Origin of the sequence: Psychrobacter nivimaris (genome assembly GCF_043419765.1) — a bacterium.
Lineage (GTDB): Bacteria > Pseudomonadota > Gammaproteobacteria > Pseudomonadales > Moraxellaceae > Psychrobacter.
Genome location: NZ_JBHOFX010000004.1, coordinates 1 through 17,080, shown reverse-complemented (window position 1 = coordinate 17,080; position 17,080 = coordinate 1). Strand labels below are relative to the sequence as shown.

Sequence of the window (17,080 nt, the reverse complement as noted above, 5' to 3'; positions counted from 1 at the left end):
TTCTAACTAATAAGTCTTATTATGGCCAAGAAAAATGCTACTGCTCGTCTCATTCGTTTTTTAGTGGGACTTTTTATCGCTTGCCTAGCATTGGCAGTTGTTCTAGCACTTGCTGTACCTATTGGTTTCTATGGGATGGCAATGTATTTGTCACCAACCCTACCTAGTACGCAAGAAATTAAAACAGCCAAACTAGAAATGCCATTACAGATTTATAGTAGTGATGATAAATTAATCGGCCAATATGGCAATCGTTTATCGTTACCAGTTAGTTTTGATGAGATTCCTGAAGATTTAACTCATGCCTTTTTAGCAGCCGAAGATGCTTCTTTCTTTCAGCATAGCGGAATTAGTATTAAAGGTCTTGGTCGCGCTGTCACCGAAGCAGTCACTGATGACGATGGTCAAACCGGTGGCTCTACCATTACGATGCAGGTCGCTAAAAACTATTTTTTAAGTCCAGAACGTACTTTAAACCGCAAACTAACAGAGTTGTTTTTGGCGCGGAAGATCGAAGACGAACTGAGCAAAAATGACATCTTGACACTATATGTCAATAAGATCTATCTAGGTGAAGGCGCCTATGGCATCCGCGCTGCAGCCAAAAAATATTATAGTAAGTCATTAGACAATCTAACTATTGCTGAAATGGCGATGTTAGCAGGTCTACCAAAAGCCCCTTCTAAGTATAACCCTGTTGCCAATCCTAGCCGCGCATTGACTCGCCGTAACTGGATTATTGGACGCATGCATGAGCTTGGCTATATTACCAAAGCTCAGTACGATGAAGCGGTCAACTCTCCTATAGGTATCAACCTATATAAAGAAAAGCTCGATGTAAATATGCCTTATTTAGCAGAAATGACACGCGCTGCTTTAGTCGAACGTTATGGCGATCAAGTTATGCACGGTGGATGGCGCGTACGTCTCACAGTAGATAGTAAAGCACAAACAGATGCAGAAGCAGCAGTAGTAACAGGATTAATTGCCTACGAGCATCGCCATGGTTGGCGCGGGGCTGAAGCAAACGATGAGCCTCTCGAAAACTTCCGACGCTACAGCAATATGTCTCCTGCCAAGGTGACTAAAGTCAATTCTCGTAGTTTTAATGCGGTTCTACAATCTGGTGAAGAAGTGACCGTTAATTGGTCTGGTATGAAATGGGCACGTAAATATATTTCTGCTGACCGTATTGGTTATTACCCTAGCAATGCCAGTCAAGTTGTTAAGAAAAATGATATCGTTCGTGTGATACCTACTTCAAATGGCAACTGGCAATTAGGTCAAATACCTAAAATTCAAGGCAGTTTGGTCTCGTTGAATCCAGAGACTGGTGCTGTAAATGCATTGGTTGGTGGCTTTGATTTTAACCACAGTAAATTCAACCGTGCCTTGCAAGGATGGCGTCAACCTGGCTCTATCATTAAGCCACTTGTTTATACCGCTGCTTTAGAGAAAGGTTATCGCCCAGATACCATAGTGTCTGATAAAGCTATCCAAGTAGGTGACTGGAAACCTAAAAACTCTGATGAACGTTTCTTAGGTGATATCACTTTACGTCGTGGTTTATATTTATCCCGTAACCTCGTATCTATTCGCTTGTTACAAGCTATCGGTATCTCAAGTACGCGCAACCTATTAGATGAATTCGGTCTTGATAAAGAAAAGCTACCAACAACCTTGTCATTAGCACTTGGAGCAGGACAAGCCACACCATTACAAATGGCCACGGCTTACTCAACCTTCGCGAATGGTGGTCATCGTGTCCAACCTTACTTTATTGAACAAATTTACAATTATAAAAACGAGCTGTTGTTTCAGGCAAATCCACGTCAAGCATGTGCACTATGCTTTAACGAAAAACTTGAAAAGGTTAATAGCAGCTTAGTTGAAGAGTATGAGAAGTCAATTGAAGCGCTTGATGATGGCACTAATGAAATAACTACCGATAATTCATCATCGAAAAGTAATGATGATAGCGAAACAACAGATAAAGAGCTTGATTTAAAGGTATATAACGCAGGTCCACAATCAGACCGCCTGAAAGCACCTGCCGTACAATATGTAAGAGCCAAACAAGCACCGCGTATACTGCAACCTAGAGTGGCTTTTGAGATGGCAGATATATTACAAGATGTTGTACAGCTTGGGACTGCGCGGAGAGCAAAAGCGTTGGGCCGTGATGATATTGGCGGAAAAACTGGTACCACCAATAAAGCTAAAGATGCTTGGTTTGCAGGCTTTCACCCTACCAATGCGACAGTAGTATGGATGGGCTTTGATCAACCAGCGACTATGGGTCGCCGTGAATATGGTGGTGTGGCAGCGCTGCCAGTCTGGATGGACTTTATGAAAGCTCAGCTAAAAGACACGCCAAGCCAATGGGTATCTATCAATAACCGCTCAAAATCCAGAAAGCAACAGCAAAGTATCATAGAGATGACTGATGATGGCATCCTAGTTGATGATGACGCCAAGAAATCAGCCAAGCCAGTTAAGACTCAAACTCAGCAGCGTAAGCCTTCGGCTCCAGAGCCTACTGAAAATACCCGTACTCCACCATCAACGAAACCAAGCAACAATCGTAGTGATGATAGCGTACCGGAAAATCCATTGACAGTGACGCCCGTTGAAAGTATGCCACCGATGCCAGAGTAACAAACAAGACAATTCTTAATCAATAAAAAAAGGCTTATTCAGTAATGACTGAATAAGCCTTTTTTATGTGCTTTAGACTATGGCCTACCCTACTTAATCATACTTTCAAATTGTTCAATAAATAGCTATCAAGAATAAATTTGCTAGTTTACTTCCTATTAGAATTCAACCATACCTGCACGCAGTTGTTCAATCAACTCTAAAAGCTGATTACGCCATTCTCGTATTGTGGTCTCATCAGGCAGCCATTGGTTAGATAAAGTGACGACATTGACAATCAAGTCTGGCGACGCTAAATGGCTGCTTGGCGCTTCATCGACGATAGTATCTGGCGGTACTGCATAAAGACAACGCTGATAAGCACGTTCTATATTGGCAATAAAACCTTGCTGCTGTAATTGCTGCAAACGCTGAATCTCAGGAGATACTTGGGTACGCTCGCTCAGTGCTTGCTCAATATCGAGCAAAGTTGGCGCCGTCATATTTAGGCTATAGAAATGACCGAGCTCCTGAATAAATGCTAGCAAAGCACCATGCAAGTGAAAAATAGCAGTCTCACAGTGTGCTTGGTATAACTGCTTATCATTGGTACTTCCTGCAGATTGGCAAGATAAACGACAAAAATATAACTTTTGATTGGTCCGATCTGCTTGATATTTGGCGACGCGAGTTTTACCTGCCATTTGCTAATTATCCTTTTGTGAATAGTGAATTAGAGCATATTTCCAGTGTACTATTTTTTTAGATAATAGCACCATGCCTTTCTCAGTTTTTTATACGCACAAAAAAGCCAGCAACTTAGGCTGGCTTTTTTATCAAATTAAGAATGAATCAAAATACTTAATACGATTAATTATCTTGATTTAACTCTTGAGCAAATGCTTCGTCGAAGCTTGCAAAGTCTTTGCTATCAGTGCTTGCAGTCATATCAAACGCTGCATTCAAATCTTTATCTTGTAGTTTCTGATCTGCTTTTTCTTTACGTGCTTTATGATAAGCAAGACCAGTACCTGCAGGAATCAAGCGACCAACAACCACGTTTTCTTTCAGACCACGTAGCTCATCTACTTTACCAGTCACAGCAGCCGCAGTTAGTACACGGGTTGTTTCCTGGAAAGAAGCCGCTGAAATAAAGCTTTCAGTTGCTAGACTTGCTTTGGTGATACCTAGTAATTGACGCTCAAACTGTACTGGGAATTTATCTTCCGCTTCTAGCTTAGCATTCAATGCTTTGATATCTGCATACTCGACCTGATCACCTTTGAAGTGACTTGAATCGCCGCCGTCAGTGATTTCAACTTTACGCAACATCTGACGAATGATAACTTCGATGTGCTTGTCGTTGATTTTTACACCCTGCAAGCGATAAACGTCCTGTACTTCGTTGACGATATAATCAGCAAGTGCAGTCTGACCTTTCAAACGTAAGATATCATGTGGGTTCTGTGGACCATCAGCGATCACTTCACCACGTGCTACCGTCTCGTTTTCAAAGACGTTGATTTGACGCCATTTCGGGATTAGCTCTTCATGTACTTCACCATCTTCATTAGTAATAATGAAGCGGTTCTTACCTTTAGTCTCTTTACCAAAGCTAACCACACCAGTCATTTCTGCCATAATGGCGTGATCTTTTGGACGACGTGCTTCGAACAAGTCAGCAACACGTGGTAGACCACCGGTAATATCTTTTGTACCAGAAGACGCTTGTGGTACACGGCCTAGAATCGAACCTGCTGCTACTTTTTCACCATCGCTCACGCGGATGATAGTTTCAGCTGGTAAGAAGTAAACCACTTCTTTGCCTTCGTCAGTGTTCAAGATAATCGCAGGACGTAAGTCTTTTGCTGAACTTGAACGGTCACGAGTAGCTAGAATCTCAAATGAGCTCATACCAGTCGCATCATCAACTTTTACTGTTGCAGTCATACCGTCAGTGATGTCACTGAAGCGTGCTGTACCAGCAAATTCTGTGATGATTGGATGCGTATGCGGATCCCATTTAGCGATAGTTTGACCGCCTTCAACCTGCTCTTCGTCTTTCACAAGTACGCTTGAACCGTACGGTACTTTATAGCGCTCACGCTCACGGCCAAGCTCATCGGTCAATGCGATTTCAGCTGAACGCGATACAATGACTAAGTGACCATCGGTATGCTGTACTGTTTTCATGTTTTCAAAGTGCGCTTGACCAGCATTACGTACAGAGATGCTGTTGTCTACAGAGGCTGAGCTCGCGGCCCCGCCCACGTGGAACGTACGCATGGTTAACTGAGTACCTGGCTCACCAATAGACTGAGCTGCCATAACACCGACTGATTCGCCGATATTCACTTTATGACCACGTGCAAGGTCACGACCATAACACTGTGAACATACGCCATGTTCGATATCACAAGTAATTACTGAACGTACCCAGATATCATCGATTGCGTTGTTATCAAGGACGTTAACCCAGTACTCATCGATCAATGTACCAGCTGGAATCAATACTTTATCAGCATCGTCATTATAAGTAACGTCACGAGCAGTCACACGACCCAGTACTAGCTCACCTAGCTTCTCAATGATTTCACCACCTTGAATATGTGGTTTCATGAGTAGGCCTTCTTCAGTACCACAATCATCGCTAGTGATAACCAAATCTTGTGCCACATCAACTAGACGACGAGTTAGGTAACCTGAGTTAGCTGTTTTCAGTGCTGTATCTGCTAGACCTTTACGTGCACCGTGAGTTGAGATGAAGTACTGTAGTACCGTCAAACCTTCACGGAAGTTAGCTTTAATCGGCGTCTCAATGATTGAGCCATCTGGTTTCGCCATCAAACCACGCATACCAGCCAACTGACGAATCTGTGCCGCACTACCACGAGCACCAGAATCTGACATGATAAAGATAGAGTTGAATGACTTCTGCTCGTCTTCTTCACCTTTTGCGTTGATAACTTTATCTGTTGCCAAGTTGTCCATCATCGCTTTAGCGACTTTGTCATTGGTACGTGACCAGATATCAACTACTTTGTTATAGCGCTCACCAGCAGTTACAAAGCCTTGCTCGAACTGATCTTCGATTTCGCGAACTTCGCCTTCTGCCACTTCGATGATTTGCTTCTTAAGTGGTGGAATGACCATGTCGTCGATACCGATAGACACGCCAGATAGTGTTGCTTGAGCAAAACCAAGATACATCAATTGGTCAGCAAACATAACACTTTCTTTTACGCCAACTTTACGGTAGCAAGAGTTGATCAAACGAGAGATGTTTTTCTTCGTCATCTCTTGGTTACACTCATCAAACGTCATACCTTTAGGCATGATGTTCCAGATAAGTAGACGACCAGCAACCGTATCTTTGATACTGATTTCTTTAGTCTCGTTACCGTCTTCGTCAATTTGCGTCTCAGTAACACGCACTTTGATCTTGGCGTTTACATGTAGATCGTTTGAACCAATCGCACGCAATGCTTCATTAACGGTAGCAAAAATCATGCTCTCGCCTTTGGCATTGATAGACGAGCGACTGATGTAATATAGACCTAGCACAACATCCTGAGATGGTACGATGATCGGATCACCGTTCGCAGGTGACAAGATGTTGTTGGTAGACATCATCAAGGCACGTGATTCAAGCTGTGCTTCTAGCGTCAATGGCACGTGAACGGCCATTTGGTCACCATCGAAATCGGCGTTGAATGCAGTACAAACAAGCGGATGCAACTGGATGGCTTTACCTTCGATCAATACTGGCTCAAATGCCTGTAGACCCAAACGGTGAAGTGTTGGCGCACGGTTAAGAAGTACTGGATGCTCACGGATAACCATGGCCAGCATATCCCATACTTGTGGCTCTTCACGCTCTACCATCTTTTTGGCAGCTTTAATCGTAGTCGCTAAACCATGAGACAATAGTTTGTTATAAGTAAATGGCTTGAATAATTCTAGTGCCATTTTCTTAGGTAGACCACACTGATGTAGACGTAGTGTTGGACCTACAACGATAACCGAACGACCAGAGTAATCGACACGCTTACCAAGTAAGTTCTGACGGAAACGACCTTGCTTACCTTTGATCATATCTGCCAAAGATTTCAATGGACGCTTGTTACTACCAGTGATGGCACGACCGCGACGACCGTTATCAAGCAACGCATCTACTGACTCTTGCAACATACGTTTTTCGTTACGCACGATGATGTCAGGTGCGCTTAGCTCAAGCAGACGCTTAAGACGGTTGTTACGGTTGATCACACGGCGATATAGATCGTTTAGATCTGACGTCGCAAAACGGCCGCCTTCTAGCGGTACTAGAGGACGCAAATCTGGTGGTAGTACTGGCAAGATGTTCATTACCATCCACTCAGGCTTGTTATTAGAATCACGGAATGCTTCTAATAATTTGAGACGCTTAGACATCTTCTTAAGCTTAGTCTCAGAACCAGTTTGTGGAATCGCTTCACGTAGTTCATCAATTTCAAGATCGATATCGATGTCTTTTAATAGGTCTTGAACGGCTTCAGCACCCATCTTGGCTGTGAATTCATCACCAAACTCTTCAAGCGCTTTGTAATAATCTTCATCATCAAGCAACTGGTACTTTTCTAAGCTAGTTAGACCAGGCTCAGTAACGATGTAGCTTTCAAAATATAGAACGCGCTCGATATCACGTAGCGTCATGTCTAGCAATAAACCGATACGGCTTGGTAATGATTTTAGGAACCAAATATGCGCAACTGGACTGGCTAGGTCGATATGACCCATGCGATCACGACGAACTTTAGCAGTGGTAACTTCAACACCACATTTTTCACAGATAACGCCTTGGAACTTACGGCGCTTATACTTACCACATAAACATTCGAAGTCTTTTACTGGGCCAAAAATTTTGGCACAAAAAAGACCATCACGCTCAGGCTTGAACGTGCGATAGTTGATGGTTTCAGGCTTTTTTACTTCGCCGTGCGACCATGACTTAATAACGTCAGGTGAGGCTAAAGTAATTTGAATGCTATCAAACTCTTGGTTACCGTTGCCGGTAGGGCTTTGCATGATATCGAGTAAATCTTTCAAGTTGCTTCTCCGTTATCTTTATAATCATCTGACAGCGTACCATTGACGCAGATAAGATGAATGAAGGCAATGAATAGGGTTGAGACAAATCACTAAAAGCAGCAGCAATAAAGCAGACTGCCTTTAGTGGACAACTAAGTTAAACAACGGGCTAGTTGCTTTGTTTTAACTCAATATTAATACCCAGTGATTTGATTTCTTTGGTCAGTACGTTAAACGACTCAGGCATGCCTGGATCCATATACTGCTCACCATCAACGATGTTTTTGTACATACGAGTACGACCTTCAACGTCATCCGACTTCACTGTTAGCATTTCTTGCAAGGTGTAAGTCGCGCCGTATGCTTCTAGTGCCCACACTTCCATCTCACCGAAGCGCTGACCACCAAACTGAGCTTTACCACCCAATGGCTGCTGCGTTACTAGAGAATAAGAACCGGTTGAACGCGCATGCATTTTGTCATCAACCAAATGGTTAAGCTTGAGCATGTACATGTAACCAACGGTTACTTTACGGTCAAACTTCTGACCTGTACGACCATCATATAACGTCTGCTGACCATCGCGATCCATACCAGCAAGCTCGAGCAAGTCTTTAACTTGGCTTTCTCTTGCGCCGTCAAATACTGCTGTGCCCATCGGTACACCGCCACGTAAGTTGTCTGCTAGCGCCATGATGTCATCATCACTCAAGCTATCAAGATCAACTTGCTCACCGCCTACTTGGTTATAGATTTTGTCCAAGAAGTCACGTAGCTCTTTGATTGCTGCTTGCGATTTGAGCATACCGTCAATCTTCTCGCCCAAACCTTTCGCTGCCATACCCAAATGTGTCTCTAGAACCTGACCGATGTTCATACGAGATGGTACACCAAGTGGGTTCAATACGATGTCAACGGTATTACCATTTTCATCATAAGGCATGTCTTCAACTGGCATGATGCGCGATACCACACCTTTGTTACCATGACGACCAGCCATCTTATCACCAGGCTGAATACGACGCTTAACCGCTAGATATACTTTAACGATTTTCTGTACGCCATGTTGTAAGTCATCACCAGCAGTCAATTTGCGTTTTTTCTCAGCAAACTTCACATCGATGTCTTTTTGCTTATCAACTAAGTAATCAGCGATTTGCGTTAGACGCTCAGAGATTTCTTCTTCTACTGGTTGGATATCAAGCAACGTCTCAAGGCTCATATCTTTCATATCAGCCAATGCCATAACTGTACCAGCTTTTAGACCAGCACCGCCGCTGACTTTTTGGCCATCTAATAGATTACCAATACGACCACGTGCTGCTTCTTCAAAGATACGTAGCTCTTCTTTCAAATCTTTGCGATAGCTATCAAGCTGCGATTTTTCAATCGCTCTTGCGCGTGCGTCTTTTTCAACGCCATCACGGGTGAATACCTGTACATCAATAACCGTACCTTTACTTGAAGTCGGTACACGTAGTGAAGTGTCTTTCACATCAGCCGCTTTTTCGCCAAAGATAGCCCGTAGTAGTTTCTCTTCTGGCGTTAGTTGTGTTTCACCTTTTGGCGTCACTTTACCAACTAGGATATCACCAGCATCAACTTCAGCACCGATATAGACGATACCTGCTTCATCCAGACTTGATAATGCTGCTTCACCAACGTTTGGAATATCAGCAGTAATCTCTTCTGTACCTAGCTTGGTATCACGAGCCACACAAGTCAATTCTTGGATATGAATCGTAGTGAAACGATCTTCTTTAACTACTTTTTCAGATAACAAGATTGAATCTTCGAAGTTGTAACCATTCCACGGCATAAATGCGATGCGGATGTTCTGGCCTAGTGCTAGCTCACCAAGATCCGTTGATGGACCATCAGCCAAGATATCACCCAAAGCAATCTCGTCACCTTGGTTAACGATGATACGTTGGTTGATACAAGTGTTCTGGTTAGAACGCGTGTATTTGATCAAGTTATAGATATCGATACCCGCTTCACCAGCAGTCATCTCGTCTTCGTTTACACGAACAACGATACGTGATGCATCAACATCTTCAATTACACCGCCACGCTTAGCGATAACACAAACACCAGAGTCACGAGCAACGTGACGCTCCATACCAGTACCTACTAACGGCTTATCAGCACGTAGCGTAGGAACAGCCTGACGCTGCATGTTCGAGCCCATCAAGGCACGGTTAGCATCATCATGCTCTAGGAACGGAATCAGACCTGCTGCAACCGACACTACCTGGCTTGGCGATACATCCATATGCGTCACTTTTTCTGGCGGCATACGAACAAATTCACCATAGCTACGTACACTGACCATCTCGTCAGATAACGCGCCATCTTCAGTCATTGGAGAATCAGCCTGTGCAATGACAGTGCCTACTTCTTCGATTGCTGATAGATACTCAATAACGTCAGTCACTTTACCATCAACCACACGGCGATATGGCGTTTCTAAGAAACCAAAGCTGTTGGTTTTAGCAAAAGTCGCTAGTGAGTTGATCAGACCAATGTTTGGACCTTCAGGAGTCTCAATAGGACATACACGGCCATAATGGGTATCATGTACGTCACGTACTTCAAAGCCTGCACGTTCACGAGTTAGACCACCAGGTCCTAACGCTGATACGCGGCGCTTATGGGTAACTTCAGACAACGGGTTGTTCTGATCCATAAACTGTGACAACTGACTTGAACCAAAGAATTCTTTAACCGCAGCCGCTACTGGCTTAGAGTTAATCAAATCTTGTGGTGACAAGTTGTCTGACTCTGCTGAGCTTAAACGCTCTTTTACGGCACGCTCAACACGTACTAGACCAACACGGAATTGGTTTTCTGCCATCTCGCCCACTGAACGAATACGACGGTTACCAAGATGGTCAATATCATCGACATCGCCACGACCATTACGAATCTCGATAAGTTCTTTTAGAACATTAACGATATCATCGTTGGTCAATACACTGCGTTCGCGCTGGATATCAGGATCATCAGTATTATCAAATTCTAAACCAAGACGACGGTTGAATTTCATACGACCGACGTTTGATAAGTCATAACGATCTGCGTTAAAGAACATGCTCTCAAACAGTTTCTCAGCAGTTTCGACCGTTGGTGGCTCACCTGGACGCATTACTTTGTAGATTTCGATCAACGCTTCTTCACGGCTTGAGGTACTATCAGCACGTAGCGTATCGGCAATATAACTACCTTGGTCGATATCGTTCGTGAATAGAATGCTGAACTCTTTGATAGCACCACTGGCTTCAAATGAGTTCAATTTAACCAATAACTCGTGGTCGATTGGCGTGTTTGCTTTAGCGATGACTTCATCATTAACGACGATATCTTCTGCTAAGATACGCTCGTATAGATACTCATCAGGCACAGCAATTTTCGTCATACCTGCTTCTTCAAGCTGACGGATACGGCGTGCGTTAATGCGTTTGCCCTGCTCTACAATAACGTCACCTTCAGGTGATACGATATCGAACTGAGCCATCTCGCCACGTAGACGATCAGCAACTAGATCAATTTCAAACGTCTCTTCAGCTTTATAAACAGCGACTTTATCAAAGAATAAATCTAGGATTTCAGAAGTTGTTAGACCAAGTGCGCGTAGAATAATTGATGCAAGTAGCTTACGGCGACGATCAATACGAGCAAATACTAAATCTTTTGCATCAAATTCAAAGTCTAACCATGAACCACGGTAAGGGATAATACGTGCGTTATAAAGCACTTTACCACTTGAATGCGACTTACCTTTATCATGGTCAAAGAACACACCAGGTGAACGATGTAGCTGAGATACGATAACACGCTCAGTACCATTGATAATGAAAGTACCGTTAGCAGTCATCAAAGGCATCTCGCCCATGTAAACGCTTTGCTCACGGATATCTTTGATAGCAGCTTTGCTATCTTTGTCTTTGCTGTCTTTATCTTTGATGATCAAACGGATTTTGACACGCATAGGCGCAGCAAACGTTGAACCACGTAAGATACACTCACGCTCATCAAATTCAGGCGTGCCTAAATAGTACTCAACAAATTGTAGCTCTGCGTTACCAGAGTGACTCTCAATTGGGAAAATAGAGGAATACGCAGCTTGCAAACCAGTATTCTCACGAGCTTTCGGCTTTTTGTGCTCTTGCAAAAATTGCTCGTAAGAATCTACTTGAATAGACAGTAAATAGGGAATGTCCATTACAGTGGGCAATTCAGCAAAACTTTTGCGAATACGCTTTTTTTCAGTATAAGAATATGCCATCGAGAGTCCTTACAGTAAACGTGGAAACAAATTAAAAGCGTGGTCAGCATGCATAAATACGATGCAAACGTGACGACGTAAACGATAATATAAAACGGGTTTTCGTGTTCAGTTCATGTCTTTTCTGTCAATTACTACTTTACTCTTCAGTGCTTACCTAGCACACTTCACTTAATCTCGTCGTTGCTTGCTAGATTCATGGTAAGTGAATCAGTCTATATGACTGTTGCAACCAAAAAATTCAATATTATATAATCTATAACGCATTGCCTATCAGGCTTACTTTACAAATACATTGCTAGGAAATAATGTCTATTAAGATTGCATCCATACCACTTGCCATCTAGACTACTTATTACCGAACCATGTTCCCTACACATACAAACTGTCTATGAGACTGAATATCGACAGTCATGCCACACCAAGTAGGCAACTTATGATCAACAGCTTTTTTAAGAATACCGCTTTTTTCAGGATTAATAATCGGGGTAACTATAACTTTTAGAATCAGTATAAACTATAGTGTTGATAGGAAAGCATGCAGACACAAAAAAATGCCAAACATCTACAGACGTTTAGCTCATATTAACTGATTTCAAAAACTGGCATGTGTGCTTGCATGTATATCGTCTGTCCTTTTGATGGGTATCCACCGTGATGTTGCATACGTATGTTGGCAGACACAAAAGGTCAAGCTACGAATTATAGTAAAAAAAAGCTGGCAATGCAAGGCATTACCAGCTTTTTTTCGTACAGTGTTAAACTTATTTTAGTTCAACAGTTGCACCAGCTTCTTCAAGTTTCTTTTTCAACTCTTCAGCTTCAGCTTTAGATGCGCCTTCTTTGATTGGAGCTGGAGCGCTTTCAACCAAATCTTTCGCTTCTTTTAGGCCAAGACCAGTAGCTTCACGTACGGCTTTAATTACGCCAACTTTCTTCTCGCCAAAGCTGGCAAGAACTACGTCAAACTCGTCTTTTTCTTCAGCAGCAGCAGCAGCAGGACCAGCAGCAGCAGGTGCAGCAGCAACAGCAGCTGTTACGCCGAATTTTTCTTCCATGTCGCTGATTAACTCAACGATATCCATTACTGACATTTCAGCGATTGCATTTAACACGTCATCTTTAGATAGTGCCATGAGAACTCTCCGTTATCTGATAAAAATTAATTGATTCTAATATCGCCTTGATTGCTTGCCTAATATGACAATAAAATGCAACCAAAATTAGCGATGTTAAAGTTACGTTAAAACAAGCAATTAAGCAGCTTCTTTTGCGTCTTTGATTGCCGCTACAGTGCGAACGAACTTGCCAGGAACAGCGTTCATAGTCTGGACAAGCTTGGTCACTGGTGCATTCATAGTAGCCATCAAGATAGAGATTGCTTCGTCGCGAGTTGGTAGCTTCGATACGCGCTCTAGCTCTTCTGGACCATAAACTTCACCACCGACTGATACTAATTTGGTCTCTAAAGCTTTGTTATCTTTGCTGAAGTCGAAAACGACTCGAGCAGCAGATCCCAAATCTTCCATAGAGAAAGCCAAAAGTAGTGGACCAGTCATACGGTCTGACATGCTCTCAAACTTAGTGCCTTCAAAAGCGCGTTTTGCTAGTGTATTTTTTACCACTTTTAAAACGACACCTTTATCACGAGCTTGTTCGCGCAGCTTAGTAAGCTGTGCAACACCAATACCGTGATATTCGGCAGCTACTGCTGAGTAAGCATTAGCAGCAACTTCAGACACTTCAGCCACAACTTGTTGTTTTTGTTCTAGCGTTAATGCCATAAGTTGACTCCTTTAATCTTATCAATCGACTTATAATAAAAGTGCCAAAAACAAGGTTTTTATGCGCTCAAACTGTAAGCTAAGACTGACTTGATACGACACATTACCAGCGGATTCAATTAATAAAAAAAGCACCTACTGGTAACGACTGATTACGGCACCGTTATCAGAATGACGTTGAGTAATAGTTTGAAGATTATAAATAATCTTATCGCCCTATTCGCTCGTGTCTTAAACTGTGTGGGCCACCGTCTGCGTAGGACAACTAAGATTTTCATCTGTCGTCGATTAACAAAAGTGACTTATTGTCATAAGCAACTATCCGAAGATCGCTAACTATGACTCTAAACTACTCTCTACCTACGGTCTTAGACAGCGTAGCAAATACTACGCTGACCTAATTCTTTAAAAACTGTTTGTGTTTATCATTCAAAATATTTGAAGATAAAAACTTTAATTATTTAGCAGTACGATAAGGAACAGCGTCGATCGTTAGACCTGGACCCATCGTGCTAGACAAGGTAATTTTCTTAATGAAAGTACCTTTAGAAGTAGCAGGCTTAGCACGCTTTAGATCAGAAAGAATCGCTTGCGCGTTTTGCTCGATTTGATCAGCAGTGAAACCAACTTGGCCGATAGTTGCATGGATGATACCAGCTTTATCAACACGGTACTGAGCCTGACCAGCTTTCGCATTAGTCACAGCTTCAGCAACGTTTGGCGTTACTGTACCAACTTTAGGGTTAGGCATTAGACCACGTGGGCCTAGGATAGTACCTAACTGACCAACAACACGCATAGCATCTGGAGCTGCGATAACAACATCAAAGTCCATGTTACCGGCTTTGATTTGCTCTGCTAGGTCTTCAAAACCAACGATGTCTGCACCAGCTTCTTTAGCGGCTTCAGCAGCAGCGCCTTGAGCAAATACAGCAACGCGTTTGGTTTTACCAGTACCAGCAGGCAGGTTGGTTGCACCACGAACTACTTGATCAGATTTACGTGGGTCAACGCCCAAGTTTACTGCGATATCGATAGACTCTTTGAATTTTAGCGCTGGCAAATCGTTTAGGATTTGAACCGCTTCTTCAATAGTGTACTGTTTTTCGTTATCAATACGGCTTTGAATTTCTTTTTGACGTTTGGTTAGCTTAGACATTATACACCCTCCACGGTAATACCCATTGAACGTGCAGTACCAGCGATGGTACGAACAGCAGCGTCAAGATCAGCTGCAGTTAAATCTGCATTCTTAGTCTTAACGATGTCTTCTAGTTGTGCACGGTCAACTTTACCAACTTTAGCAGTGTTCGGTGTACCTGAACCTTTAGCAATACCAGCAGCCTTACGTAGTAAGTATGCAGCTGGTGGTGACTTCATGATGAAGGTAAAAGATTTGTCGCTGTATACTGTGATCTCAGTTGGGATCGGTAGACCTGGCTCTTGGCCTGAGGTCGCAGCGTTAAATTCTTTACAGAACGCCATGATGTTCACGCCTTTTTGACCCAAAGCTGGACCAATAGGTGGTGAAGGATTTGCTTTGCCTGCAGGCACTTGCAGTTTGATGTAACCATCAATCTTCTTAGCCATGATACTCTCCTAAATGGGTAATAGCGCCAAATCAACATGGTATATACCTAATTGACTAACAGCTCCCCGGTTGATGAACTTTTTGCTCGTTTAGTCTAGTTTTTCAACTTTACTAAATTCAAGCTCAACCTGTGTAGGTCGATTAAATACGTTTACCGTTAGATGTAGTTTAGACTTCTCATAATCCACTTTTTCTACCAACCCTTTAAAGTCAGTAAATGGACCATCGATAACCAACAACTCTTCGCCCGGCTCAAATAGAGTCTTAGGACGTGGGTCAGTCTCAGTCTGGTTCAAACGGTTTAAAATGCGATCAGCTTCTACTTGCGTAATCGGTGCAGGCATCTCAGGCGTACCACCGATGAAGCCCATAATACGAGGGCAGTCTTTTACGATGTGCCAAGTATTGTCGTTCATTTCCATTTGGATCAATACATATCCAGGAAAGAACTTGCGCTCACTCTTACGTTTTTTGCCGTCTTTCATTTCGACGACTTCTTCAGTAGGAACCAATACATCACCGAATGACTCAGCAAAGTCACTACGGTTAATACGATCAGTTAATGAACGTTGTACTTGTTTTTCATATCCTGAAAACGCTTGGACAATATACCAACGCATATCACGCTCCTGATCATTATAAATAAGTCGTTATGAGTAAATATCTCGCTAATAGTCACTAATACGTGCTATTAACCGATAAAGATACCAACGAACCAATTAAAAAAGTTATCCAATAACCAAATAAAGAAACCGGCAATCGCAATCACGACAATCACTTGCCATGTGTACTGAAAGGTTTCGTCTTTACCTGGCCATGTCACTCGGCGAAGCTCAACGGCAGCGTCTTTTAACAATATTTTAAAAGCACGGCCTTGATGCGTTAGCGCCAAACAGACTAATGCAAATACAACAAGTGCGACAATAATACCAATACGTACCCAAACGTCGTTGGCAGGTTGCCAATAGCCCGGTAAGTATTGATTTACTAGAGTCGCACCGATTAATACAGCTGCGGCAAGTAGCCACAAAATCAAATCTTTTATTGAGCCAGTCTTAGCCACTTCAACAGCAGTAGTACCGCTAGCTGAAACATGCTTGTTTTTAGACAGCATTCCACCAGCAACCGCCTTGGCATCAGATAACTTAGTCTCGAGGTTATCTTGATCATTGCTCATAAAGAACTCGCTTCGGAGGTGGTGGGGTACAACAAAGATGTGATAAGAAGATGGCAGGCGATGTAGGACTCGAACCTACAACCCTCGGTTTTGGAGACCGATGCTCTACCAATTGAGCCAATCGCCTATGGGTGTAAAGGACAGCATTATACAATATTTAGCATAGAATGCAAGCCCTTGACGGCAAAATTATTAATTTTACCTGATTTTGCACTGCCGCAATCTAAAACAGCTGCTAGCGTTAAGTGCAGCGATAATATAACAAGCTATGCCGTAGATTACAATATGCTATCTAACAAATAATTATCTCTATCTCACATATCGTGAGTTATTATTTCGCTAAAGCTCTTATTCTATTTTTAGTAATGATTTACTTCCACCAATAAAAAAAGGCCACCCTAAATAGGATGGCCTTTTTTATGACTAATTCATAAGCTCATTACTGAGACTTAAGTCTTAGTTCAATACGTTAGCAACAACACCAGCGCCTACAGTACGGCCGCCTTCACGAATAGCGAAGCGAAGACCTTTGT

General features: G+C 42.7%; 11 protein-coding genes and 1 tRNA gene. 1 reads left to right on the top strand and 11 read right to left on the bottom strand.

Annotation, left to right across the window (positions count from 1 at the left end; genetic code table 11):
• The first annotated feature begins 21 nt into the window (after nt 1-21).
• Nucleotides 22-2,658, top strand: coding sequence for a penicillin-binding protein 1A (locus ACHEVO_RS09530; RefSeq protein WP_394124750.1), 2,637 nt, complete (start codon nt 22-24; stop codon nt 2,656-2,658).
• 158 nt (nt 2,659-2,816) lie between these two features.
• Here the strand turns inward: ACHEVO_RS09530 and ACHEVO_RS09525 are convergent, their stop codons facing one another.
• From ACHEVO_RS09525 to ACHEVO_RS09475, 11 genes are all read right to left on the bottom strand, one after another.
• On the bottom strand, nt 2,817-3,341 hold the full coding sequence (locus tag ACHEVO_RS09525; RefSeq protein ID WP_296208234.1) for a DUF6586 family protein: 525 nt from the start codon (nt 3,339-3,341) through the stop codon (nt 2,817-2,819).
• 166 nt (nt 3,342-3,507) lie between these two features.
• Nucleotides 3,508-7,725: a DNA-directed RNA polymerase subunit beta' gene (gene rpoC, locus ACHEVO_RS09520; RefSeq protein WP_339343191.1), complete on the bottom strand. Its 4,218-nt coding sequence runs from the start codon at nt 7,723-7,725 to the stop codon at nt 3,508-3,510.
• A gap of 151 nt (nt 7,726-7,876) precedes the next feature.
• Nucleotides 7,877-11,995: a DNA-directed RNA polymerase subunit beta gene (gene rpoB, locus ACHEVO_RS09515; protein ID WP_394124749.1), complete on the bottom strand. Its 4,119-nt coding sequence runs from the start codon at nt 11,993-11,995 to the stop codon at nt 7,877-7,879.
• Between the two features lie 764 nt (nt 11,996-12,759).
• Nucleotides 12,760-13,131: a 50S ribosomal protein L7/L12 gene (gene rplL, locus ACHEVO_RS09510; protein ID WP_057761722.1), complete on the bottom strand. Its 372-nt coding sequence runs from the start codon at nt 13,129-13,131 to the stop codon at nt 12,760-12,762.
• Nucleotides 13,132-13,251: 120 nt separating this feature from the next.
• A complete protein-coding gene (rplJ, locus tag ACHEVO_RS09505) occupies nt 13,252-13,779 on the bottom strand; it encodes a 50S ribosomal protein L10 (protein WP_057761724.1) in 528 nt (175 codons plus the stop codon).
• A gap of 457 nt (nt 13,780-14,236) precedes the next feature.
• Nucleotides 14,237-14,938, bottom strand: coding sequence for a 50S ribosomal protein L1 (gene rplA, locus ACHEVO_RS09500; protein ID WP_057761725.1), 702 nt, complete (start codon nt 14,936-14,938; stop codon nt 14,237-14,239).
• On the bottom strand, nt 14,938-15,369 hold the full coding sequence (gene rplK, locus ACHEVO_RS09495) for a 50S ribosomal protein L11 (protein ID WP_057761727.1): 432 nt from the start codon (nt 15,367-15,369) through the stop codon (nt 14,938-14,940). The genes rplA and rplK overlap by 1 nt, the downstream gene beginning before the upstream one ends.
• 90 nt (nt 15,370-15,459) lie before the next feature.
• The gene (gene nusG / locus ACHEVO_RS09490) at nt 15,460-15,990 is read right to left on the bottom strand and encodes a transcription termination/antitermination protein NusG (RefSeq protein ID WP_057761729.1); all 531 of its coding nucleotides are present in this window, start codon (nt 15,988-15,990) and stop codon (nt 15,460-15,462) included.
• A gap of 71 nt (nt 15,991-16,061) precedes the next feature.
• Nucleotides 16,062-16,547 carry a preprotein translocase subunit SecE gene (gene secE / locus ACHEVO_RS09485; protein ID WP_057761731.1) on the bottom strand — a complete coding sequence of 162 codons (486 nt, stop codon included), beginning with the start codon at nt 16,545-16,547 and terminating at the stop codon, nt 16,062-16,064.
• Nucleotides 16,548-16,598: 51 nt separating this feature from the next.
• Nucleotides 16,599-16,674: transfer RNA gene (locus ACHEVO_RS09480), tRNA-Trp, on the bottom strand.
• Between the two features lie 329 nt (nt 16,675-17,003).
• Nucleotides 17,004-17,080, bottom strand: a 77-nt coding sequence (locus ACHEVO_RS09475; RefSeq protein ID WP_449301519.1) for an EF-Tu C-terminal domain-related protein, incomplete at its 5' end; no start/stop codon positions are given.